This is a genomic window from Massilia sp. CT11-108 (assembly GCF_047302915.1).
In the GTDB taxonomy this organism is placed as follows: Bacteria; Pseudomonadota; Gammaproteobacteria; order Burkholderiales; family Burkholderiaceae_D; genus Telluria; species Telluria orientalis.
In genome coordinates this window covers 1-19,934 of sequence record NZ_JBKYMO010000005.1, presented here as the reverse complement: position 1 = coordinate 19,934, position 19,934 = coordinate 1, and the positions used below count along the sequence as shown (strand labels likewise).

General features: G+C 65.0%; 23 protein-coding genes and 1 tRNA gene. 15 read left to right on the top strand and 9 right to left on the bottom strand.

All coding sequences use genetic code 11. The annotated features are described in order from the left end of the window. The first annotated feature begins 2 nt into the window (after positions 1-2). The 3 genes from ACEN88_RS01360 to ACEN88_RS01350 are packed head-to-tail and all read left to right on the top strand — an operon-like array spanning position 3 to position 2,694. Positions 3-1,208: an ABC transporter permease subunit gene (locus ACEN88_RS01360; RefSeq protein ID WP_413337035.1), complete on the top strand. Its 1,206-nt coding sequence runs from the start codon at positions 3-5 to the stop codon at positions 1,206-1,208. Beyond that, positions 1,205-1,972 carry an ABC transporter ATP-binding protein gene (locus tag ACEN88_RS01355; RefSeq protein ID WP_413337034.1) on the top strand — a complete coding sequence of 256 codons (768 nt, stop codon included), beginning with the start codon at positions 1,205-1,207 and terminating at the stop codon, positions 1,970-1,972. The genes ACEN88_RS01360 and ACEN88_RS01355 overlap by 4 nt, the downstream gene beginning before the upstream one ends. After that, positions 1,972-2,694: an ABC transporter ATP-binding protein gene (locus tag ACEN88_RS01350; RefSeq protein WP_413337033.1), complete on the top strand. Its 723-nt coding sequence runs from the start codon at positions 1,972-1,974 to the stop codon at positions 2,692-2,694. The genes ACEN88_RS01355 and ACEN88_RS01350 overlap by 1 nt, the downstream gene beginning before the upstream one ends. A gap of 128 nt (positions 2,695-2,822) precedes the next feature. On the opposite strand, the gene phaP is transcribed toward ACEN88_RS01350, so the two are convergent. Further along, complete coding sequence (phaP, locus tag ACEN88_RS01345) at positions 2,823-3,398, bottom strand: TIGR01841 family phasin (protein ID WP_036239861.1); 576 nt, start codon at positions 3,396-3,398, stop codon at positions 2,823-2,825. 339 nt (positions 3,399-3,737) lie between these two features. Between phaP and ACEN88_RS01340 the strand changes: the two genes are divergently transcribed. From ACEN88_RS01340 to pbpG, 3 genes are all read left to right on the top strand, one after another. Beyond that, positions 3,738-4,583, top strand: a complete 846-nt coding sequence (locus ACEN88_RS01340; protein ID WP_413337032.1) for a DMT family transporter — start codon at positions 3,738-3,740, stop codon at positions 4,581-4,583. A gap of 11 nt (positions 4,584-4,594) precedes the next feature. Next, positions 4,595-5,290, top strand: coding sequence for a nitroreductase (locus tag ACEN88_RS01335; RefSeq protein ID WP_413337031.1), 696 nt, complete (start codon positions 4,595-4,597; stop codon positions 5,288-5,290). Between the two features lie 180 nt (positions 5,291-5,470). Continuing rightward, entirely contained in the window at positions 5,471-6,607 is a 1,137-nt protein-coding gene (gene pbpG / locus ACEN88_RS01330; protein ID WP_413337030.1) for a D-alanyl-D-alanine endopeptidase, read from the top strand. 3 nt (positions 6,608-6,610) lie between these two features. Here the strand turns inward: pbpG and ACEN88_RS01325 are convergent, their stop codons facing one another. Further along, positions 6,611-7,399, bottom strand: coding sequence for an IclR family transcriptional regulator (locus ACEN88_RS01325; RefSeq protein WP_056136110.1), 789 nt, complete (start codon positions 7,397-7,399; stop codon positions 6,611-6,613). A gap of 126 nt (positions 7,400-7,525) precedes the next feature. On the opposite strand from ACEN88_RS01325, the gene ACEN88_RS01320 reads away from it, so the two are divergent. From ACEN88_RS01320 to ACEN88_RS01290, 7 genes are all read left to right on the top strand, one after another. Further along, the gene (locus ACEN88_RS01320; protein ID WP_413337029.1) at positions 7,526-7,912 is read left to right on the top strand and encodes a diacylglycerol kinase; all 387 of its coding nucleotides are present in this window, start codon (positions 7,526-7,528) and stop codon (positions 7,910-7,912) included. A gap of 28 nt (positions 7,913-7,940) precedes the next feature. After that, positions 7,941-8,579 (top strand): peroxiredoxin, encoded by a 639-nt coding sequence (locus ACEN88_RS01315; RefSeq protein WP_413337028.1) that lies wholly within the window; start codon positions 7,941-7,943, stop codon positions 8,577-8,579. Positions 8,580-8,674: 95 nt separating this feature from the next. After that, on the top strand, positions 8,675-9,448 hold the full coding sequence (locus ACEN88_RS01310) for a sulfite exporter TauE/SafE family protein (RefSeq protein WP_413337027.1): 774 nt from the start codon (positions 8,675-8,677) through the stop codon (positions 9,446-9,448). Positions 9,449-9,596: 148 nt separating this feature from the next. Then, the gene (gene cysT, locus ACEN88_RS01305) at positions 9,597-10,439 is read left to right on the top strand and encodes a sulfate ABC transporter permease subunit CysT (RefSeq protein ID WP_413337026.1); all 843 of its coding nucleotides are present in this window, start codon (positions 9,597-9,599) and stop codon (positions 10,437-10,439) included. Position 10,440: 1 nt separating this feature from the next. Continuing rightward, the gene (cysW, locus tag ACEN88_RS01300) at positions 10,441-11,355 is read left to right on the top strand and encodes a sulfate ABC transporter permease subunit CysW (protein WP_413337025.1); all 915 of its coding nucleotides are present in this window, start codon (positions 10,441-10,443) and stop codon (positions 11,353-11,355) included. A gap of 3 nt (positions 11,356-11,358) precedes the next feature. After that, positions 11,359-12,432: a sulfate/molybdate ABC transporter ATP-binding protein gene (locus tag ACEN88_RS01295; RefSeq protein WP_413337024.1), complete on the top strand. Its 1,074-nt coding sequence runs from the start codon at positions 11,359-11,361 to the stop codon at positions 12,430-12,432. Further along, the gene (locus tag ACEN88_RS01290) at positions 12,429-13,361 is read left to right on the top strand and encodes a CysB family HTH-type transcriptional regulator (RefSeq protein WP_413337023.1); all 933 of its coding nucleotides are present in this window, start codon (positions 12,429-12,431) and stop codon (positions 13,359-13,361) included. Before ACEN88_RS01295 ends, ACEN88_RS01290 begins: the two co-directional genes overlap by 4 nt. Before the next feature lie 127 nt (positions 13,362-13,488). On the opposite strand, the gene ACEN88_RS01285 is transcribed toward ACEN88_RS01290, so the two are convergent. The 4 genes from ACEN88_RS01285 to ACEN88_RS01270 all read right to left on the bottom strand — a co-directional run bounded on the left by ACEN88_RS01285 (position 13,489) and on the right by ACEN88_RS01270 (position 16,711). Further along, complete coding sequence (locus ACEN88_RS01285; protein WP_413337022.1) at positions 13,489-14,532, bottom strand: quinone-dependent dihydroorotate dehydrogenase; 1,044 nt, start codon at positions 14,530-14,532, stop codon at positions 13,489-13,491. Positions 14,533-14,599: 67 nt separating this feature from the next. Continuing rightward, complete coding sequence (locus ACEN88_RS01280; RefSeq protein WP_413337021.1) at positions 14,600-15,328, bottom strand: arginyltransferase; 729 nt, start codon at positions 15,326-15,328, stop codon at positions 14,600-14,602. Positions 15,329-15,389: 61 nt separating this feature from the next. After that, positions 15,390-16,112 carry a leucyl/phenylalanyl-tRNA--protein transferase gene (gene aat, locus ACEN88_RS01275; protein WP_413337020.1) on the bottom strand — a complete coding sequence of 241 codons (723 nt, stop codon included), beginning with the start codon at positions 16,110-16,112 and terminating at the stop codon, positions 15,390-15,392. 14 nt (positions 16,113-16,126) lie between these two features. After that, positions 16,127-16,711 carry an NUDIX hydrolase gene (locus tag ACEN88_RS01270; protein ID WP_413337019.1) on the bottom strand — a complete coding sequence of 195 codons (585 nt, stop codon included), beginning with the start codon at positions 16,709-16,711 and terminating at the stop codon, positions 16,127-16,129. A 172-nt stretch (positions 16,712-16,883) separates the two neighbouring features. Between ACEN88_RS01270 and ACEN88_RS01265 the strand changes: the two genes are divergently transcribed. Together ACEN88_RS01265 and ACEN88_RS01260 are read left to right on the top strand one after the other, a co-directional pair. Beyond that, a tRNA-Met gene (locus ACEN88_RS01265) sits at positions 16,884-16,960 on the top strand. Positions 16,961-17,110: 150 nt separating this feature from the next. Further along, positions 17,111-17,533, top strand: a complete 423-nt coding sequence (locus ACEN88_RS01260; RefSeq protein WP_413337018.1) for a T6SS immunity protein Tdi1 domain-containing protein — start codon at positions 17,111-17,113, stop codon at positions 17,531-17,533. A 3-nt stretch (positions 17,534-17,536) separates the two neighbouring features. On the opposite strand, the gene ACEN88_RS01255 is transcribed toward ACEN88_RS01260, so the two are convergent. The 3 genes from ACEN88_RS01255 to ACEN88_RS01245 all read right to left on the bottom strand — a co-directional run. Further along, positions 17,537-18,514, bottom strand: coding sequence for a hypothetical protein (locus ACEN88_RS01255; RefSeq protein WP_413337017.1), 978 nt, complete (start codon positions 18,512-18,514; stop codon positions 17,537-17,539). Positions 18,515-18,592: 78 nt separating this feature from the next. Continuing rightward, entirely contained in the window at positions 18,593-19,471 is an 879-nt protein-coding gene (locus ACEN88_RS01250) for a DNA-3-methyladenine glycosylase family protein (RefSeq protein WP_413337016.1), read from the bottom strand. Beyond that, positions 19,468-19,934, bottom strand: a 467-nt coding sequence (locus tag ACEN88_RS01245) for a DMT family transporter (RefSeq protein WP_413337015.1), incomplete at its 5' end; no start/stop codon positions are given. The genes ACEN88_RS01250 and ACEN88_RS01245, both read right to left, overlap by 4 nt.

Sequence of the window (19,934 nt, the reverse complement as noted above, 5' to 3'; positions counted from 1 at the left end):
CCATGTCTCTCCTGACTTTCGACACCGTCCACAAACCGCGGCAATCGTACGCCAGCATGGCCGTGCTGCTGGCCGTGATGCTCATCTTCCCATTTGTCGCCGCCCAGTTCGGCAACTCGTGGGTGCGCATCCTCGACATGGCGCTGCTGTACATCATGCTGGCGCTGGGCCTGAACATCGTCGTCGGCTTCGCCGGCCTGCTCGACCTGGGCTATATCGCGTTCTTCGCCGTCGGCGCGTACCTGACGGGCCTGTTCGCGTCGCCGCAGTTCGCCGCGCTGCTGGAATCCATCGTGAACTACCACCCCGAACTGCAGGACGCCATCGTGCGCACCTTCGGCGAGGACGTGCGCACCAACGGTATTCATCTCTCCGTCTGGTTCGTCGTGCCGCTGGCGGGGCTGACGGCCGCGCTGTTCGGCGCGCTGCTGGGCGCCCCGACGCTGAAGCTGCGCGGCGACTACCTCGCCATCGTCACGCTGGGCTTCGGCGAGATCATCCGGATCTTCATGAACAACCTGAACGATCCGATCAATTTCACCAACGGTCCGCAAGGCATCAACCTGATCGATCCGGTCCGCATCTTCGGCGTGTCGCTGGCCGGCGAGGCGGGGTCGCGCGCGACGGTGTACATCGGCGGCTACGGCATCCCGTCCGTCAACGCCTACTATTTCCTGTTCCTGCTGCTGTGCATGGTGACGATCTTCATGACGAGCCGGTTGCAGCATTCGCGCCTGGGCCGCGCGTGGGTCGCGATCCGCGAAGACGAGATCGCCGCGAAGGCGATGGGCATCAACACCCGCAACGTCAAATTGCTCGCGTTCTCGATGGGTGCGTCGTTCGGCGGCGTGGCGGGCGCCATGTTCGCGGCCTTCCAGGGTTTTGTCTCTCCGGAATCGTTCTCGCTGACGGAATCCATCGCCGTGCTGGCGATGGTCGTACTGGGCGGCATTGGCCATATCCCCGGCGTCGTGATGGGCGGCGTGCTGCTGGCCGCGTTGCCGGAAGTGCTGCGCCACATCGTCGAACCGGCGCAGCAGGCGCTGTTCGGCAAGGTCGTCATCGAGGCCGAGGTGCTGCGCCAGCTGCTGTACGGCCTGGCCATGGTCTTGATCATGCTGAACCGTCCGGCGGGCCTGTGGCCGTCGCCGGTCAAGGAAGACCGCCCCAATGCGGCCATCGCCAAAGAGGAAGAGAGCGAGGCATGAGCGACATCCTGCTGAACATCTCCGGCGTCAACAAACGCTTCGGTGGCCTGCAAGCCCTGACGGACGTCGGCATCAAGATCATGAAAGGCCAGATCTATGGCCTGATCGGCCCGAACGGCGCCGGCAAGACGACCTTCTTCAACGTGATCACGGGCCTGTATCAACCGGACACGGGCACGTTCCAGCTGGACGGCAAGCCGTATTCGCCGTCGGCGCCGCATGCCGTCGCCAAGGCCGGCATCGCGCGCACGTTCCAGAACATCCGCCTGTTCGGTGAAATGTCCGCGCTGGAAAACGTGATGGTGGGACGCCACGTGCGCACGCACCAGGGCGTGTTCGGCGCCATCTTCCGGCACGGCGCCGCGCGCCGGGAAGAGGCCGCGATCCGCGCCCGCGCGCAAGAGTTGCTGGGCTTCGTCGGCATCGGGCAGTTTTCCCAGCGCACGGCGCGCTTCCTGTCGTACGGCGACCAGCGCCGCCTGGAGATCGCCCGCGCGCTGGCGACGGAACCGAAGCTGCTCGCGCTGGACGAGCCCGCGGCCGGCATGAATGCGACGGAAAAGGTCGCGCTGCGCGAGCTGCTGGTCAAGATCCAGGGCGCGGGCGTCACGATCCTGCTGATCGAACACGACGTGAAACTCATGATGGGGCTGTGCGACCGCATTTCGGTGCTGGAGTACGGCAAGCTGATCGCGGAAGGGCTGCCGGCCGAGATCCAGAAGAACCAGGCCGTCATCGAAGCCTATCTCGGAGGTGCCCACTGATGGTCGATCATGTTCTGAAAATTTCTGGCCTGAAGGTGGCGTACGGCGGCATCAAGGCCGTCAAAGGGATCGACCTGGAAGTCAACCGAGGCGAACTCGTCACGCTGATCGGCGCCAACGGCGCGGGCAAGACGACGACCTTGAAAGCGATCACGGGCACGCTGCCGCCGTGCAAGGTGGAAGGCACGATCGCCTATCTCGGCCAGCCTTTGAGCGCCAATAAATCGTTCAAACTGGTCGAGCAAAAGCTGGCAATGGTGCCGGAAGGCCGCGGCGTGTTCACGCGCATGACCATCCACGAAAACCTGCTGATGGGCGCGTACACGCGCAACGACAAGGCTGCCATCGAGGACGACATCGAGAAGTGGTACACGGTGTTCCCGCGCCTGAAGGAGCGCTCCGGCCAGCTGGCCGGCACGTTGTCCGGCGGCGAGCAGCAGATGCTGGCGATGGCGCGCGCGCTGATGTGCCATCCCACGCTGCTGTTGCTGGACGAGCCGTCGATGGGTCTTGCGCCGATCATGGTCGAGAAGATCTTCGAGGTGATCCGCGACGTGTCGAAGCAGGGCATCACCGTCCTGCTCGTGGAGCAGAACGCGAAGCTGGCGCTGCAGGCGGCGCACCGCGCTTATGTGATGGAGTCGGGCGCGATCACCATGACGGGGAATGCGCAGGACATGCTGCATGATCCGCGCGTGCAGGCGGCGTATCTGGGCGAATAGTCTCGCACGAAATGGTGGGCACCCCGTGCCCACGCGTAAGGCCAACAAAACAAACGGCCCGGAACCGCTTGCGCGGTCCGGGCCGTTCGGCTTCCGTGGGAGGGGAAGCAGCGGTGTGATCTTACAGCTTAGGCAGCAGCAGCCGAGTTGGCGGCAGCGCCAGCCTTGCGGGTGGCTTGCGTGAACTGCGACACGGCGGCGTTCAGGTTCGATTCGATCGCCTCGACGGCCTGCTTGGTCGTCTTGGTGAACTGCTCGTAGCCGGCGTTGGCGTTGCTGATGGCGGTTTTCAGGGCCGAGACATAGGTCTCCGAACCGGCCGGGGCGTTCTTGGTCACTTCGTCGACCAGCGAGATCACCTTGCGGTTGACTTCGGCGAACTGGCTTTCGGCGGCTTTCGAGAATTCGGCGCCGGTGTCGGCGGCGATCGATGCCACCTGGCGGCTGTAGGCCAGGGCTTTTTCAGCAGCCGGTTGGGCTTGCGAAGCCGACACGGCGAAGAATTCCTGGGCATCCTTGACAGCCAGCAGCTGGCGCGTGGTTGCCGACGAGTCTTCGATGGCGGCCTTGACGGTGTTGATGTTCAGGTCCACCAGCTTTTCCACGCCTTCGAAAGTCTTGGAGGTCAGGGCCGAAAACAGGGCAAACTGGGATTCGAGGTTGGCTTTGGTCGCGTTCGAAAACTGCTCAGGGAATGCAAACATATGGTTCTCCAGTAATGGATCGTTATGAACTTTTGCTTTTCAGGTGTCTTGGGACACCTGCATGGACCAGTGAAGCGATGAAACAAGGAAAAACCTGGCACTGCTTGATAAAGCGCGTTGATTGTGCGCCGCAACATGAAGCCATTTTTCCCGGTTTTCGATTATGCGTCAAGCACTTTTGATGCGTCGCACAATTCAACCGCACTCTCTTGAGTAAGATCAATAGATACAAACGTTTGCACCGTTTTTGTTTGCGCCGTTACAACACTTTAGTGCTTTGCAGCAAGCGCAAATGGGTAAGGTCAGCCATGCTAGACTTGCCGAATGATCATTCGACCGATGCCGCTGTTTTTCGTTGTTCTATGGAGCACCGGTTTCATCGCCGCGAAATACGGTTTGCCGTATGCGCCGCCGATGTCCTTCCTCATCCTGCGCTGCCTGGGTGCCGTCCTGATCCTGTTGCCCGTCGTGCTGTTGACGGGTGCCGCCTGGCCACGCGGGCGCATCCGTCACGTGGCGGTGGCCGGGCTGCTGCTGCAGGCGGGCTACCTGGGCGGCGTGTGGGGCGCGATCAAGCTCGGCATGCCGGCCGGGCTGTCCGCGCTGATCGTGGGCATGCAGCCGATCCTGACGGCCATCGCCGCGCCATTGATCGGCGAAAAGGTCCGCCCGCGCCAATGGCTGGGGCTGGGCCTCGGGTTGTGCGGCGTCGGCCTCGTCGTGGCCGCGAAGATCCATCTGAACGGCCTGGCGCCGGCCGCGATCGCGCTGTGCGTGCTGGCCCTGCTGTCGATCACGGCGGGCACGATGTACCAGAAGCGCTTCTGTCCGACATTCGACCTGCGCACCGGCACGGTGATCCAGTACGCGACGTCCGCGCTCGCGCTGCTGCCGTTTGCGGTGCTGCTGGAAGGCTTCGGCCCGCGCATGGAGAACATCCAGTGGACGCCGCAATTCCTGGGGGCGCTGCTGTGGGCGATCCTGGCGCTGTCGATCGGCGCCATCTTCCTGCTGTTCCGCCTCATCAGCCGCAACGACGCGACCCGCGTGACGAGCCTGCTGTACCTGACGCCGCCCACCACCGCCCTGATGGCCTGGCTGATGTTCGGCGAGAAGCTCAGCATGCTCGGCCTGGCCGGCATGGTCGTCGCGGTGCTGGGCGTCGCATTCGTCGTCAAAAAATAAAAGGAGAGTGCATGATCACGAGCGCACAACAACAGGCGGTGGACGCCGCCATCACCTCGCGGCGTTCGATCCGCGCGTACCTGGAGACTCCGGTCGCGCGCGAGGATATCGAAGCCATCCTGGAAGTGGCGGCGCGGGCGCCGTCCGGCACGAACACGCAGCCGTGGAAAGTCCACGTGCTGACGGGCGCCGCCAAGGAACGCCTGTCCGGCCGCATCCTGGCCGCCTACGCGGACCCGGCGCAGAGCCGCGAGCACGTCGAGGAATACGCGTACTACCCGCGCGAATGGGTGTCGCCGTTCGTCGACCGGCGCCGCAAGGTCGGCTGGGATTTATATGCGCTGCTGGGCCTCACGCGCGACAACAAGGCCGGCATGGCGGCCCAGCACGGCCGCAACTACCGCTTCTTCGACGCCCCCGTCGGCATGATCTTCACCATCGACCGCATCATGGAGCAGGGCTCCTGGCTCGACTACGGCATGTTCCTGCAAAACATCATGGTCGCCGCGCGCGGCCGCGGCCTCGACACGTGCCCGCAGGCCGCGTTCACGCAATTCCACCGCATCATTTCCGACGAGCTCGGTCTGCCCGAAAACGAGATGGTCGTGTGCGGCATGGCGCTCGGATTTGCCGATCCGGACAAGGTGGAAAATACGTTGGTCACGGAACGCGAACCGGTGCCGTCCTTTGCCCGTTTCCTGGACTAGCACGCTATACTTGCCTTCGCAAGCTATTGAAAAATCAAGAGATTTCTACAACGCATCTCATTTTGCGTTGTAGGAAAAAATGGGCGTAGATGGTACAGTCGTCGGGTGCGCACTTGCGCTCCCCACGTCATCCGCTACACTGCATTCAGTGCTCTTCAGTTCGCGTTCAAGGATTTTCAGATGCTTAAGCTCGCGTTGGCAGCCGCCATTTCCATGATGTTCGTGCTCGAACCCGCAGCAGCCGCGACCAAGCACAAGGGGCATGCGGCCGCGACGAAGCGCGTCAAGGCCAAGCGCACCAACCTGGCCAAGGTCATCGCCGACGACAACCGCCAGCGCATGGTGCGCCGCATCGAGATGGTCCATGGCAAGCGCCGCGTCGTCTATCAGCGCGTCCGCCGCGCCGCGCCGGCCGTCGCCATGCTCAGCGCGGGCGACATCGCGGGCCTGAGCCGCACGCATGATCCGCTCGACCTGCGTTCCAACGTCGCGTACGTGCTGGACCAGCAGAGCTCGGAAGTGCTGTTCGAAAAGAATGCCGCCGTCGCGCTGCCGATCGCTTCCATCACCAAGCTGATGACGGGCCTGCTCGTCGTCGAGGCCCGGCAAGACCTGGACGAAGTGCTGACGATTACCGAGGCCGACGTCGACCGTCACAAATTCACCAGCTCGCGCCTGCCCGTCGGTGCGCGCATGACGCGCGGTAACCTGCTGCATATCGCACTGATGAGCTCGGAGAACCGCGCCGCCGCCGCGCTGGGCCGCAATTATCCGGGCGGGATCAATGCCTTCGTCGACGCGATGAATGCGAAGGCGCGCGAACTCGGCATGAACGACACGCATTACGTGGATTCGAGCGGCCTGTCGAGCCAGAACATTTCGAGCGCGCGCGACCTGGCCAAGCTTGTCAAAGTGGCGCACCAGGAGCCGCTGCTGCGCCAGTACACGACGGATCCGAACTACGTCGTCCAGGCGAGCGGCCGGGCGCTGCAGTACCACAACACCAACTACCTCGTCGCGTCGCCCGACTGGAACATCGGCCTGCAGAAGACGGGATTCATCAACGAAGCGGGGCGCTGCCTCGTGATGCAGGCCATGATCCAGGGCCGCAACGTGATCATGGTGTTCCTCGATTCGAAGGGCAAGCAGTCGCGTACCGCGGATGCGGGCCGCATGCGCCGCTGGCTCGAAGCGCTCAAGCCAGCCGCCTTGCCGGCCAATATGTCGCCCACTGCAGCCGCAGGCGTGCCCGTGACCGTGTCGGCGACGGTGCCGGCGTCGGTGTCCGCCGGGACGGCGGTGCCGGTTGTTCAGTAACGGTCAGCTCGTCCCACCGACACGGTGGCCCAGGGTCGCGGAAATCTGCGCCGCCGTGTTCACCAGATCTTCCAGCCAGTCGTCCTGCAGGCGGTCCGCCGGCGCCGAAATGGACAGTCCTGCGACCAGCTTGCCGCTGTCGTCATGGATGCCGGCGGCCATGCAGCGCACGCCCAGTTCCAGTTCCTCGTTGTCGCGCGCATAGCCGCGGGCGCGCACGAGCGACAGTTCGCGCTCCAGGCGCGTCAGGTCCGTGATCGAGTTCTTGTTGTGGCCCGCGAGGCCCGTGCGCGTGGCATAGGCGCGAATCGCCTTCGGCTCGTCGATCGACAGGAACAGCTTGCCGGTCGACGTCAGGTGCAGCGGACCACGGCCACCGATCGCGCGCACGACCTGCATGCCGGAACGCTCGGAGAAGGCGCGGTCGATGTAGACGATCTCGTCGCCCTGGCGCACCGACAGGTTGACCGTCTGCTTGGTCTTGTTGTGCAGCGCCCGCATCAGGTCGACGGCCGCTTCGCGCACGGACAGCCGGCTCTTGACCACGTTGCCCAGTTCGAGCAGCCGCATGCCGAGGCGGTAGGTGCCCGGTTCCACGCGGTCGACGAAACGCGTCACGACCATGTCGTTCAGGATGCGGTGCGCCGTCGACGGGTGCAGGCCCGAAACCTTCGACAACTCTTTCAGGCTCACGGGGTCGGGATAACTGGCCAGTACGTCGAGCAGCGCCACCATGCGCTCGATGACCTGGATGGAAGTCTTGGCCGGTTCAGGGGTTTCCAGTTTCGTCATGTGGTTGGTGCAGTGCGGTATATTTCTCTACTTTATACCATAATGTGAAAATATTAGGTAATGATGTTGCGTAGGGGCCGAGCTGTGTGGGCATAATGGCGTTTCTGTACAGATTGTCGAACATACATGGATCAACCGAGCAGCGAGTTCAAGAGTAAGGGCGGCCTGGGCCGTATTGCGGGCGCGTTCCGCTATTCGATGCAGGGCTTCCAGACCGCCTGGAAGAACGAGCACGCGTTCCGGCAGGAGGTGATGGTCGCGGTGCCGCTCACCGTCGTCGCGCTGCTGCTGAAGGTTTCGGCGTTCCAGAAGCTGGCGCTGATCGCCGTGCTCGGGCTCGTGCTGCTCGTGGAGCTGATCAATGCGGCCATCGAGGCCGTGGTCGACCGCGTGTCGCTGGAGCGCCATCCGCTGTCCAAGGCCGCCAAGGACCTGGGCAGCGCGGCGGTGGCGCTGGCGATCACGATGGCGGGCGCGACCTGGGCCGTCGTCCTGTACAACCGTTTTTTATGACGTACCCTCTCACACTAAGGAGAACAAGATGACTTTACGCCTGGGCGACACGGCTCCGGATTTCGAACAGGATTCCACCATCGGCCGCATCCGCTTCCACGAGTGGGCGGGCGATTCGTGGGTGGTGCTGTTCTCGCACCCGGCCGACTTCACGCCGGTGTGCACCACCGAGCTGGGCCTGACCGCGAAACTGAAGCCGGAATTCGACAAGCGCAACGTCAAGGCGATCGCGCTGTCCGTCGACCCGGCCGAGCAGCACAAGGCATGGATCAAGGATATCGAGGAGACCCAGCAGACCGTCGTCGGCTTCCCGATCATCGCCGATGCCGATAAATCGGTCTCGCAACTGTACGACATGATCCATCCGAACCAGTCGGCCACCGCGACCGTGCGCTCGCTGTTCGTGATCGATCCGGCCAAGAAAGTCCGCCTGACCATCACCTACCCGATGAGCACCGGCCGCAACTTCGACGAAGTGCTGCGCGTGATCGACGCCCTGCAGCTGACCGACGGCTACACCGTCGCGACGCCGGGCAACTGGAAGGATGGCGATGACGTGATCATCCCGCTGACCATTCAGGATCCGGAGCAGCTCAAGCAGAAATATCCGAAGGGTTTCAACGCGCCGAAGCCGTATCTCCGTCTGACCCCGCAGCCGAACAAGTAAGCCGGCACATCAAAGGCCGCATAAGCAAATAAGGAACGTGTTGTTTGTTTTGCGGCTGAGGACCATTACCCTTGGAGCCATTCTGGGGGTAAAGCATGTCCATTCAATACATTTTGTCGGGATTCGCCGTTGGCTTGCTGGTCGGCATGACCGGGGTCGGCGGCGGTTCGCTGATGACGCCGCTGTTGACGCTGCTGTTCGGCGTCACGCCATCCGTCGCCGTCGGCACCGACCTCGCCTTCGCCTCGATCACCAAGACTGCCGGCACCGTCACCCACCGTTCGCGCGGCACCGTGCACTGGGACATCGTCGGCCGCCTGTGCCTTGGCGCGCTGCCGGCTGCGCTCGTCGCCACGCTCGCCCTGCAATATTTCGGTCCGCTCAATGCATCCATCGGCAAGGTGATCCGCTATTCGATCGCCGTGTCCGTGCTGCTGACCGTCGTCGCGATCCTGTTCCGCGGCAAGATGCTCGCCTGGGTCAACGCCAAGCCGTCGCGCCAGCTGCAGGGCCGCAGCCTCTTCGCTGCCACGGTCGTGTCCGGCGCGGTGCTGGGCACGCTCGTGACGATCTCGTCGATCGGCGCGGGTGCGATCGGCGCCACCTTGCTCGTCATGCTGTACCCGCACCTGACGCCGGCCGAGGTGGCCGGCACCGACATCGCCTATGCCGTGCCGCTGACCGCGATCGCCGCGTTCGGCCACTGGTGGCTGGGCTCGATCAACTGGGCGCTGTTGTCGGCGCTGCTGATCGGCTCGCTGCCCGGCATCACGATCGGCTCATGGGCGGCCCGGGCCGTGCCCGAGAAAGTGCTGAGAGGATTGCTGGCGATGACGCTGGCGGGAGTGGCGGTCAAGCTGCTCCACTGACGAGAAAGGCGCCGCGAGGCGCCTTTCCTGCTTTTTGGATCTTGCTAATGCGGGAAACGTCTATGCAAATGAGGAATGCTTCGTTTGTAATATGTCTTTCCAGTGAGATTATTTCGTTCCGTTAGAAGAAATTGTAATAAGGCGTAAGATGACCACTTTACTATCGCGAAACAGCGCCAACCGGGTGATTCCCGGCTTTGGGCTCTCGCTCGGGTTCACGATTTTCTATCTGGCGCTGCTGGTGCTGATCCCGCTGTCGGCCATCTTCCTGAAGACGTTCACGATGAGCTGGGACGCGTTCGTGAGCGCCGTGACGTCGCCGCGCGTGATGGCGTCGTACCGCCTGAGCTTCGGCGCCGCGCTGATCGGCGCCGCCATCAACGTCGTGTTCGGCGGCATCGTCGCGTGGGTGCTCGTGCGTTACCAGTTCCCCGGCAAGCGCTTCGTCGATGCGCTGGTCGACCTGCCGTTCGCGCTGCCGACCGCGGTCGCCGGCATCACCCTGACGGCGCTGTATTCGTCCAACGGCTGGATCGGCAAGCACCTGGAACCGCTCGGCATCAAGGTCGCGTTCACGCCGCTGGGCGTCGTCATCGCGCTGACCTTCATCGGCCTGCCGTTCGTCGTGCGCACGGTACAGCCGGTGCTGGAAGACGCGGAGCGCGAACTGGAAGAGGCCGCCGCGAGCCTGGGCGCCAGCCCGTGGCAGACCTTTACCCGCGTGATCCTGCCGAGTGTCGTGCCGGCGCTGCTGACGGGCTTCGCCCTCGCGTTCGCCCGCGCCACCGGCGAATACGGTTCCGTCATCTTCATCGCCGGCAATATGCCGATGGTCTCCGAGATCACGCCGCTGTTCATCATCACCAAGCTGGAGCAATACGACTACACGGGCGCCACGGCCATCGCCGTCGTGATGCTGCTCGTGTCGTTCATCCTCCTGCTGGCCATCAACCTGCTGCAGGCCTGGGCGCGCAAGCGTGCGGGCAAATAATATGAGTGCCGTTCTCGACGATCACCTGAAAGACAAGACCGCCGCGGTGGCGAATGCGCCGCGCAAGGCCACCAATACGCTCGAGCCAAGCTGGGTGCGCTATGCGCTGATCGCCGTCGCGCTGATCTTCCTCACGCTGTTCCTGTTCGTCCCGCTCGTGGCCGTGTTCACCGAAGCCCTGAAGAAGGGCTGGGATGTGTACAAGGAGTCCGTGCTCGACCCGGACGCGCTGTCCGCCATCAAGCTGACGTTCATCGCCGCCGGCATCGCCGTGCCGCTGAACCTCGTGTTCGGCGTGGCGGCCGCGTGGACGATCGCCAAGTTCGACTTCCCCGGCAAGAGCATCCTGCTGTCGCTGATCGACCTGCCATTCTCGGTCTCGCCCGTGATCGCGGGCCTGATCTATGTGCTGCTGTTCGGCTCGCAGGGCTGGTTCGGCCCGTGGCTGATGGACCACGACATCAAGATCCTGTTCGCCGTGCCCGGCATCGTGCTGGCGACCGTCTTCGTCACGTTCCCGTTCGTCGCCCGCGAACTGATCCCGCTGATGCAGGCGCAGGGCAGCGAAGAGGAAGAGGCGGCCCTCGTGCTGGGTGCGTCCGGCTGGAAGACCTTCTTCAAGGTCACGCTCCCGAACATCAAGTGGGGCCTGCTGTACGGCGTGATCCTGTGTAACGCCCGGGCGATGGGCGAGTTCGGCGCCGTGTCGGTCGTCTCCGGCCACATCCGCGGCGAGACGAACACGATGCCGTTGCAGGTCGAGATCCTCTACAACGAATACAACTTCACGGCCGCGTTCGCGATCGCGTCGCTGCTGGCACTGCTGGCCCTCGTGACCCTGGCGGTGAAAACCTTTATCGAATGGCGCATGCACCAGGCACAGAAAGCCAGCGTGCAGGTCCACACCACGGAGTAAGACATGACGATCGAAGTCCAACACATCCGCAAGCAGTTCGGCCAGTTCACGGCCCTGGACGACGTGTCGCTGAAGTTTGCCGACGGCGAGCTGACGGCGCTGCTGGGTCCGTCCGGCTGCGGCAAAACGACGCTGTTGCGCATCATCGCCGGCCTCGAATTCCCCGATGCGGGCCGCGTGCTGCTCGACGGCGACGACGCCTCGAACCGTCACGTGCGCGAGCGCCAGGTCGGCTTCGTGTTCCAGCATTACGCGCTGTTCAAGCACATGACCGTGTTCGAGAACGTCGCCTTCGGCCTGCGCGTGAAGCCGCGCAAGGAGCGTCCGTCGGAAGCGGTGATCCGCGAGAAAGTGAAGAAGCTGCTGGAGCTCGTGCAGCTGGACTGGATCGCCGACCGCTATCCGCCGCAGTTGTCCGGCGGCCAGCGCCAGCGCATCGCCCTGGCGCGTGCCCTCGCGGTGGAACCCCGCGTGCTGCTGCTGGACGAACCGTTCGGCGCGCTCGATGCGAAAGTGCGCAAGGAACTGCGCCGCTGGCTGCGCCAGCTGCACGACGAGCTGCACGTGACGTCGATCTTCGTCACCCACGACCAGGAAGAGGCGCTCGAAGTGGCGGACCAGGTCGTCCTGATGAACAAGGGCCATATCGAGCAGCTGGGTACGCCCAGCGACGTGTACAACCATCCGGCGTCGCCATTCGTCTACGGCTTCCTGGGCAACGTCAACCTGTTCCATGGCCGCGTGAACGACGGCGTGCTGGCCAGCGGCGACGCCACGTTCCACGCGCCGCAGTTCGCGGACGTGAAGAACGGCGAAGGCATCGCCTACGTCCGTCCCCACGACCTCGACGTCGAGCGCTATGTCGCGGGCGGGGAGGGCGTCGCCGTGAAGCTGCGCCGTGCGCACGCGATCGGTCCGCTGGCCCAGCTGGACCTGGAGCGCGCCGACAATGCCCAGATCATCGAAGCCGTCATCCCCAACGAGCGCTACCGCGAACTGGGACTGCGCGACGGCGAGACGCTGCTGGTGAAACCCAGGCGCATGCACGTATTCGTCGACCAAGGAGAAGGCATTTGAATTTCCAACAGCTGCGTTCGGTGCGCGAAGCCGCGCGCCGCAATTTCAATCTGACGGACGTGGCCAACGCCCTGTTCACGTCGCAGCCGGGCGTGTCGCGCCAGATCCGCGAGCTGGAGGACGAACTGGGCGTCGTCATCTTCGAGCGCAACGGCAAGCGCCTGACCGGCCTGACGGATCCGGGCAAGGGCATCCTGAAGATCATCGAGCGCCTGCTCGTCGAGGCGGAGAACCTGCAGCAGGCCAGCAGCGAATACGCCGCGCAGGACAGCGGCACGCTCACGGTCGCCGTCACCCACACGCAGGCGCGCTACGCGCTGCCGCAGGTGGTGCAGGCGTTCCGCACGGCGTTCCCGGGCGTGCGCATCGCCCTGCAGCAGAGCGCGCCGGATCACATCGCGGAATGGGTGCTGTCGGGCCGCGCCGACATCGGTATCGCGACGGAAGGCCTGTCGACGTTCCCCGACCTCGTGTCGTTCCCGTGCTACCGCTGGAGCCACCTCGTCGTCGTACCGGATGGGCATCCGCTGCTGCAGCGGTCGCCGATCAAGCTGTCCGACCTGGCCGAATTCCCGCTGATCACGTACGACGTGGGCTTTACCGGCCGCAGCCACATCGACGCGGCGTTCGCCGCCGCCGGCGTGAGCCCGGACATCATGCTGACGGCGATGGACTCCGACGTCATCAAGCAGTACGTGTCGCTGGGGATGGGTGTAGGTATCGTCGCTTCGATGGCGTTCGACCACGGCCGCGACCGCGGGCTGCGCGCGATCGAGTCGTCGCACTTGTTCGCGCCGAACGTGACGCGGCTTGCGGTGCGCCGCGGCGCCTACCTGCGCGCGTACGCCTACGACTTCATCGAGCGCTTCGCGCAGGGTTTCACGAAGTCGGATATCGAGAAGGCGCTGCATCCGGTTGTAGCGGATTAAAAGCCGCTACACACAATCGAACGCAACATAAAACAACGTCGTCCCTGCGAAGGCAGGGACCCAAGTCTGCTCGCGCAGCCGGCACGCAAAATTGGGTTCCCGCCTTCGCGGGAACGACGTTCTCTTTTTAGCGCTGCCCACGCAACGCGTCCGCGCACTCGCGCACGAGCGCGGGACCCCGGTAGATCAGGCCGCTGTACAACTGCACGAGCTGGGCGCCCGCATCGATCTTGGCCTTCGCATCGCGTCCGCTCAGGATGCCGCCCACGCCGATGATCGGCACGGCATTGCCCACTTCCGCCTTCAGCGCACGGATCACGATGGTCGACTGTTCGAACACGGGCGCGCCCGACAGGCCGCCCTGTTCGGCCGCATGGCGCATGCCTTCCACGTCGCGGCGGGCCAGCGTGGTATTGGTGGCGATCACGCCGTCGATGCCGTGGCGGACGAGGGCGCCGCCGATGTTGCGGATCTGGTCGCCATCGACGTCCGGCGCGATCTTCAGCGCCAGCGGCACATAGTGGCCGTACTTGTCGGCCAGGCGCGACTGTTCTTCCTTCAGCTGCGACAGCAGGGCATCCAGTTCGGATGCGCCCTGCAGCTGGCGCAGGTTCTTCGTGTTCGGCGACGAGATGTTGACGGTGACATAGCTGGCGTACGGATACACCTTTTGCAGGCATGCGACGTAATCGTCGGCCGCGCGCTCGATGGGCGTGTCGGCGTTCTTGCCGATGTTCAGGCCCAGTACGCCCTGGCGTTCCTGGTAGAAGCGCGACGCCTGGACGTTGGCGACGAAGGCGTCGACGCCGCCGTTGTTGAAGCCCATGCGGTTGATGATGCCGCGCGCGGCCGGCAGGCGGAACATGCGCGGGCGCGGGTTGCCGGGCTGGGCGCGCGGCGTCACGGTGCCGATTTCGATGGAGCCGAAGCCGAGCGCGGCCAGGCCGTCGATGTAGGCGCCGTCCTTGTCCAGGCCGGCAGCCAGGCCGACCGGGTTCGGGAACGTGATGCCCATGACCGTGCGCGGATCGGGCTTCGGTTTGCGGACGATGCCCGTCAACCCCAGCGCGGCGGCGCGGCGCAGGGCGGGGAGCGTGACGTTGTGGGCCGTTTCGGGGTCGAGGGAGAACAGCAGCGGGCGGGCGAGGGCGTACAGGAGTTTATCGGACATGGTCGGCTATCGAGAATTCGCGACATTTTACCTTGTGTGGCAGCAATACCGCATGTCCTTGGGGGCTTCAACGATCCAGAACACCCCATGCGCCGTCAATACGGGCTTCCAACGGCCTGAAATTGATCTTGTACGCCATCTTCGGGCTCTGCTCGATCCAGTAACCGAGGTAGACGTAGGGCAGGCCCAGTTCGCGCGCCTGGCCGATCTGCCACATCACGTTGTACGTGCCGAACGACGCACCGGCCACGTCCGGGTCGAAGAACGTGTAGACGGACGACAGGCCGTCCGACAGCACGTCGATGATCGACACCATGCGGAGCAGCCCGTCCGGTTCGCGGAATTCCACGAGGCGCGTGTTGACGCGGCTCTGCAGCAGGAATTGCGCGTACTGGTCGCGGCTGTCCTGGTCCATGCCGCCGCCCACGTGGCGCGTGGTCTGGTAGCGCAGGTACAGCGCATAGTGCTCGTCGGAGAACGACAGGTTGGCCACCATCGCCGTCAGGTCCTCGTGGCGCTTCCATGCGCGCCGCTGGCTGCGGTTGGGCGTGAAGCGCTCGGCGGCGACGCGCACCGGGATGCAGGCCCGGCAGCCGTCGCAATAGGGACGGTAGGTGAAGATGCCGCTGCGGCGGAAACCGTTGCGCACGAGTTCCGAATACACGTCCGCATTGATCAGGTGCGACGGCGTGGCGACCTGCGAGCGGGCCTGGCGTGCGTCGAGGTAGCTGCAAGGATACGGTGCCGTCGTATAGAACTGCAGCGTGGAAAATGGCAGATCATTCAGGTGCGTCATGCAAAGCTCTCGGAACGACGTGTGTTGAACCCATTGTAGCCAAAGACGGCGCCGCGCACCGTTAGGCCGTCAACGGTGGCGCGACTTCCCAACGTTCGATCGGCGGTTCCTGGATCGCCTGGCGCAGGTGCTGCAGGAAATCCCGGCGCGGGATCGGCACCGCGCCCAGCGAGGCCAGGTGGCCCGTCTCCTGCTGGCAGTCGACCATGTTCACGCCGTGGCTGCGCAGGAAGGCGACGAGGTACGCGAGCGCGACCTTCGACGCATCCGACACGCGCGCGAACATCGATTCGCCGTAGAACATGCGGCCGATGCACACGCCATAGGCGCCGCCGACCAGTTCGCCGTCCAGCCAGACCTCGGACGAGTGCGCATACCCCATGCGGTGCAGGCCCGTGTAGCCGGCGATGATGTCTTCCGAGATCCACGTGCCCGGCCCGTCCTTGCGGGGCGCGGCGCAGGCGCGCATCACCGCTTCGAAGGCGCCGTCGAAGCGCACGACCCACGGCCCGGCGGCCTGGCGGCTGCGCTCGATCTTGCGCAGTGTTTTCTTCAGGCTGTCGCTGACCTTGAAGCGGTCGGTGTACAGCACCATGCGCGGGTCGGTGCTCCACCAGAGGATCGGCTGGCCCTCGGAAAACCAGGGGAAGATGCCGTTCCGGTACGCCTCCAGCAGGCGCTGCGGCGAGAGGTCCGCCCCGGCCGCGAGCAGGCCCGGCGCGTCGGTCGTCAACGCTTCGGACACGTCGGGGAACGGCGTATGGGCCTCGAGCCAGGGAATCATCGTCGTACGCCCTGTCAGTCGGGTTGGACGGGCGCCCGCATCGGACCCGCGATGTCGCGGGTGTGGAATCCATAGGTGCTGCCGGCCTCGCGCATCTGCGCGCGGTCGGCGAAGAACAGTTCGAGCGTCGTGCGGATCGTGGGGAAGGCCAGGTCGGCCCACGGGATCTCGGCTTCGCTGAACAATTGCACGTCCAGGCTTTCGATGCCCGGTGCAAAGTCCAGGTCGACGAGGCGCGCCAGATAGAACATATGGACCTGGTGCACGTGCACGACGTTCAGCAGGGTGAACAGATTGCCCAGCTCGATGTTGGCGCCCGCTTCCTCTTCCGTCTCGCGCGCGGCGGCCGCGCTCGTGGTCTCGCCGTTTTCCATGAAACCGGCCGGCAGCGTCCAGTAGCCGTAGCGCGGCTCGATGGCGCGCTTGCACAGCAGGACCTTCAGTTCGCCGTCCTGTTCCCACACGGGGATCGAGCCGATCACCATCTTCGGGTTCTGGTAGTGGATCGTGCCGCAATGGGTGCACACGTAACGCGGACGGTTGTCGCCTTCGGGGATGGCCACCGTGACCGGGTGGGCGCACTCGGAGCAGAATTTCATAGGAAGCAGATAAATTAAGTTGCCCTTACTTTACCACTGTATTGGGAGCGACTGGGCCGCAATCCGCCCGCGATGCGCGCCTCGGCGGAGGCGGCTTATGCTGCGATCCGGGCGAGCCGGAGAACTTCGATTGCCTAAAGTGTGGAAGGTGCGTATAATACGAATCATCAGACGCGGGGTGGAGCAGTCTGGCAGCTCGTCGGGCTCATAACCCGAAGGTCACAGGTTCAAATCCTGTCCCCGCAACCAGATTCCAAAGCCGCTGATCCTGTTCCGGATCAGCGGCTTTTTCGTTTTGGGTCGTCTGCTCGACTCGCCTCAACCATTCCAGCAATCCTCGCAACGCCCGCCGCCCGGCCCGGTCGAAGTCTCCGTGTGCGTTGAAAGCGGAGCCAACGAATGATTACTGTGGAAGACATCAACGAGGCGTGGGGCTGGACCGGCCTCCACGCGGTCGAGGTGCTGGGAGAGAACGCCTTCGGCAATCTGATCGTCCGCGACGAGGACGGCATGTACTGGCGCCTGTCGCCGCAAGACCTGCGCTGCGAACCGGTGGCCGAGGACCGCGCCGCCCTCGACGCCCTGTCGTACAACCAGGAATTCCTCGACGGCTGGTACATGCACGACCAGGTGCGCCTCGCGGAGACCACGCTGGGCCCGCTGACCGCCGGACGCAAGTATTGTCTGAAAATACCCAGTGCGCTGGGCGGGCACTACGGGCGCGACAACCTGGCCATGGTGCCCTTGCCCGAACTGATCCGGTTCGCGGGCGAGGGCGCGCAGCAGTTCGACGGGCTGCCGCGCTGGCAGGACTATCACTAGGACCTAGAACCGCCGCAGCACGCCGACCTGGAACAGGTCGCGGTCGTTCGTCTTGCGGAACGTCTTGATGCGGTTGAAGTTGACGATGGCGCGCGTGCGCGCGGACAGCGCGCGCTCGGCCTGGAAGCTGATCAGGAGATTGGTGGCCGTGCGATTGCCGTCGCGCCGGTTCGCGGCGAAATAGGGGCCGAGGCCGGCGCTCATCGAAAAACGCGGCGTTACGGGCTGCTCGTACCACAGCTGCGCCGCGGCGCCGCGCCGGTCGACCCGCGCGCCGTCGTCGCCTTCGAACAGGAATTTGGTGCCGACGCCCCAGCGGTCCGCATACTGCCTGGCCTCGATCACGCCCGCGTGCGCGCCATGGGTACCGGACATGTTCGTGATCGACGTGCCGAACGTGCCGCCGATCCATATATGCCCGTCCGGCACCACGTCGGGCGCCGGCTCGGCCGGGCCGAACTGGCGTCCCACGCCGAGCACGAGCGCGTCCGACCGGTGCACATGGCGCATGGCCACATGGTTGTAGCCGAGGCGCAGATGGGTGCCGGGCGGTCCGGGCACGGTGAGGCGCAGGCCGGCGCTGAGGAGCACGCCGAGACGGGCATCGTCGATCTGGCGGCCGGCGATCTCCGTGGTGTTCATGCTGAGATACGGTCCCGCGCCCAGCTCGCCCGTCCACGCGTGGGAAAAGCGGTGGGCGGCCAGCCATTGCAGCGCGAACCCGTCGCGGTGGTTGTTGTCCGGATGGCCTTCGTTGTAATGGACGAAGTCGGTCCGCATGGCACCCTGCTCGCGTCCGGCGCGGACTTCGAACGTGCGCCCGCGCATCCACTGGTAGCCGGTCGCGTTGCCGCCGTAGATGCGGCCGTTGCCGAATGCCAGCGACAGATAGGCGCCGCGATCGTCGGGATCTTGCGTGTCGGCGTGGGCCAGGGCGGCGTGGACCAGCAGCACCGCCGCCACGCATGTCTGTGCTTTCATGATGCGCTCCGCTTGTTTCAGGCTACGAGCAGTCTGGACAAGCGGAGGGGCCGCGCCTTGTGGCGGCACAAAGCGGCGTCAGCCGGCGGGCTGGTTCAGGCTGGCCCAGAGGTAGGCTGCGGCCATCGTGCGGTGCGGGCGGTAGGCTTCGAGAAATTCTTCGGCCTCGCGCATGCCGGGCCGCTCGCCGCCCGTCAGCCGGCCGATGGCGTTGCGCACGGCCACGTCGCCGTGCAGCGAACAGTCGGCGTAGCCCCAGCCGCGCAGCAGCGCATAGTTGACGGTCCACGGGCCGATGCCCTTGACCGCGAGCAGGCGCTCGCTCACGCCGGCCGGTTCATCCGTGCGGTCCAGCGGCAGCGTGCCGTCGGCCACGAGACGGGCGAAGCGCAACAAGGTCTCCGCCTTCGCGCCGGAAAACTTACGGCTGGTCAGTTGTTCGATGTCGAGACGGACCACGTCGGCCGCTTCCGGATAACACCAGAGGCCGCTCGAATGCGCGCGTCCCGCCAGGCCGATGAACGTGCGGCGCAGGGAAATGGCGAACGGCAGGTTGATCTGCTGGCCGATGATGGCCCACGTCAGCGCTTCGAACACGGTGGCCGACTGGATCACGCGCAGGCCAGGCTGGCGCGCGACGACGGGGCCGAGCAGCGGATCGGCGCGCACGGCCTGTTCGAACGGCGCGGGGTCGATGCGCAGGCCCAGCATGTTCACGAGGGCGTCCTGGACCGCAGCCTCCGAGGTGGCGCCGTCGCTGTCGACGACGCACTCGGCACGGTCCGCGTGCAGCGCGATGTCGAGCAGCGTCGGCACGCCGTCCAGCAGCACGCCCTTGCGGATGCGTCCCGCCTGCGCATCGACGACTTCGGCCAGCGCATCGGCATCGCGGCCGTGGAATGTGTACGCGTCCGCGTGGCGATAGCCGGCCGGCAGCGCGATCGTGTGGCGGCTCATTTGCTGCTCATTTTGGTGGGTACCGGCACGGGCGCATCGCGGCCGAAGCGCGGGACGAAACCCGTGACGAACGCGGTGCCGACCAGCGTGATGGCCGAGCCCACGATCGTGTACCAGCCGATCGCCTCGCCGAGGAACAGCGCGCCCCACAGGATGCCGAAGACGGGGCTCAGGAACGTGACCGTCAGGGCGGACGTCGTGCCGACTTCCTCGATCAATTTGAAATACAGGATGTACGCGATGCCGCTGCACAGCACGCCCAGTGCGATCACGGCGCCGACGATGCCCACGGTCGGCGCGCCGGCCGGTGGGAACAGGGGCAGGACGGGCAGCACCATCAGCGCGGACGTCCACATCGTGCCGTGCGCGTTGGCGAACGGCTCCACGCTTTGCGCCGTGCGCGCATACAGGCTCGCGACGCTGTAGCTCAACGCGGCCACCAGCGCGGCGGCGACGGCGAGGC

Coding starts and splice junctions, on each gene's coding strand:
- ACEN88_RS01260 (WP_413337018.1), top strand. CDS start 17,111: ATGATTACTGTGGAAGACATCAACGAGGCGTGGGGCTGGACCGGCCTC.
- ACEN88_RS01350 (WP_413337033.1), top strand. CDS start 1,972: ATGGTCGATCATGTTCTGAAAATTTCTGGCCTGAAGGTGGCGTACGGC.
- ACEN88_RS01280 (WP_413337021.1), bottom strand. CDS start 15,328: ATGACGCACCTGAATGATCTGCCATTTTCCACGCTGCAGTTCTATACG.
- ACEN88_RS01355 (WP_413337034.1), top strand. CDS start 1,205: ATGAGCGACATCCTGCTGAACATCTCCGGCGTCAACAAACGCTTCGGT.
- phaP (WP_036239861.1), bottom strand. CDS start 3,398: ATGTTTGCATTCCCTGAGCAGTTTTCGAACGCGACCAAAGCCAACCTC.
- ACEN88_RS01285 (WP_413337022.1), bottom strand. CDS start 14,532: ATGTCCGATAAACTCCTGTACGCCCTCGCCCGCCCGCTGCTGTTCTCC.
- ACEN88_RS01255 (WP_413337017.1), bottom strand. CDS start 18,514: ATGAAAGCACAGACATGCGTGGCGGCGGTGCTGCTGGTCCACGCCGCC.
- ACEN88_RS01270 (WP_413337019.1), bottom strand. CDS start 16,711: ATGAAATTCTGCTCCGAGTGCGCCCACCCGGTCACGGTGGCCATCCCC.
- ACEN88_RS01335 (WP_413337031.1), top strand. CDS start 4,595: ATGATCACGAGCGCACAACAACAGGCGGTGGACGCCGCCATCACCTCG.
- ACEN88_RS01310 (WP_413337027.1), top strand. CDS start 8,675: ATGTCCATTCAATACATTTTGTCGGGATTCGCCGTTGGCTTGCTGGTC.
- ACEN88_RS01360 (WP_413337035.1), top strand. CDS start 3: ATGTCTCTCCTGACTTTCGACACCGTCCACAAACCGCGGCAATCGTAC.
- pbpG (WP_413337030.1), top strand. CDS start 5,471: ATGCTTAAGCTCGCGTTGGCAGCCGCCATTTCCATGATGTTCGTGCTC.
- cysW (WP_413337025.1), top strand. CDS start 10,441: ATGAGTGCCGTTCTCGACGATCACCTGAAAGACAAGACCGCCGCGGTG.
- aat (WP_413337020.1), bottom strand. CDS start 16,112: ATGATTCCCTGGCTCGAGGCCCATACGCCGTTCCCCGACGTGTCCGAA.
- ACEN88_RS01250 (WP_413337016.1), bottom strand. CDS start 19,471: ATGAGCCGCCACACGATCGCGCTGCCGGCCGGCTATCGCCACGCGGAC.
- ACEN88_RS01320 (WP_413337029.1), top strand. CDS start 7,526: ATGGATCAACCGAGCAGCGAGTTCAAGAGTAAGGGCGGCCTGGGCCGT.
- ACEN88_RS01295 (WP_413337024.1), top strand. CDS start 11,359: ATGACGATCGAAGTCCAACACATCCGCAAGCAGTTCGGCCAGTTCACG.
- cysT (WP_413337026.1), top strand. CDS start 9,597: ATGACCACTTTACTATCGCGAAACAGCGCCAACCGGGTGATTCCCGGC.
- ACEN88_RS01315 (WP_413337028.1), top strand. CDS start 7,941: ATGACTTTACGCCTGGGCGACACGGCTCCGGATTTCGAACAGGATTCC.
- ACEN88_RS01325 (WP_056136110.1), bottom strand. CDS start 7,399: ATGACGAAACTGGAAACCCCTGAACCGGCCAAGACTTCCATCCAGGTC.
- ACEN88_RS01340 (WP_413337032.1), top strand. CDS start 3,738: ATGCCGCTGTTTTTCGTTGTTCTATGGAGCACCGGTTTCATCGCCGCG.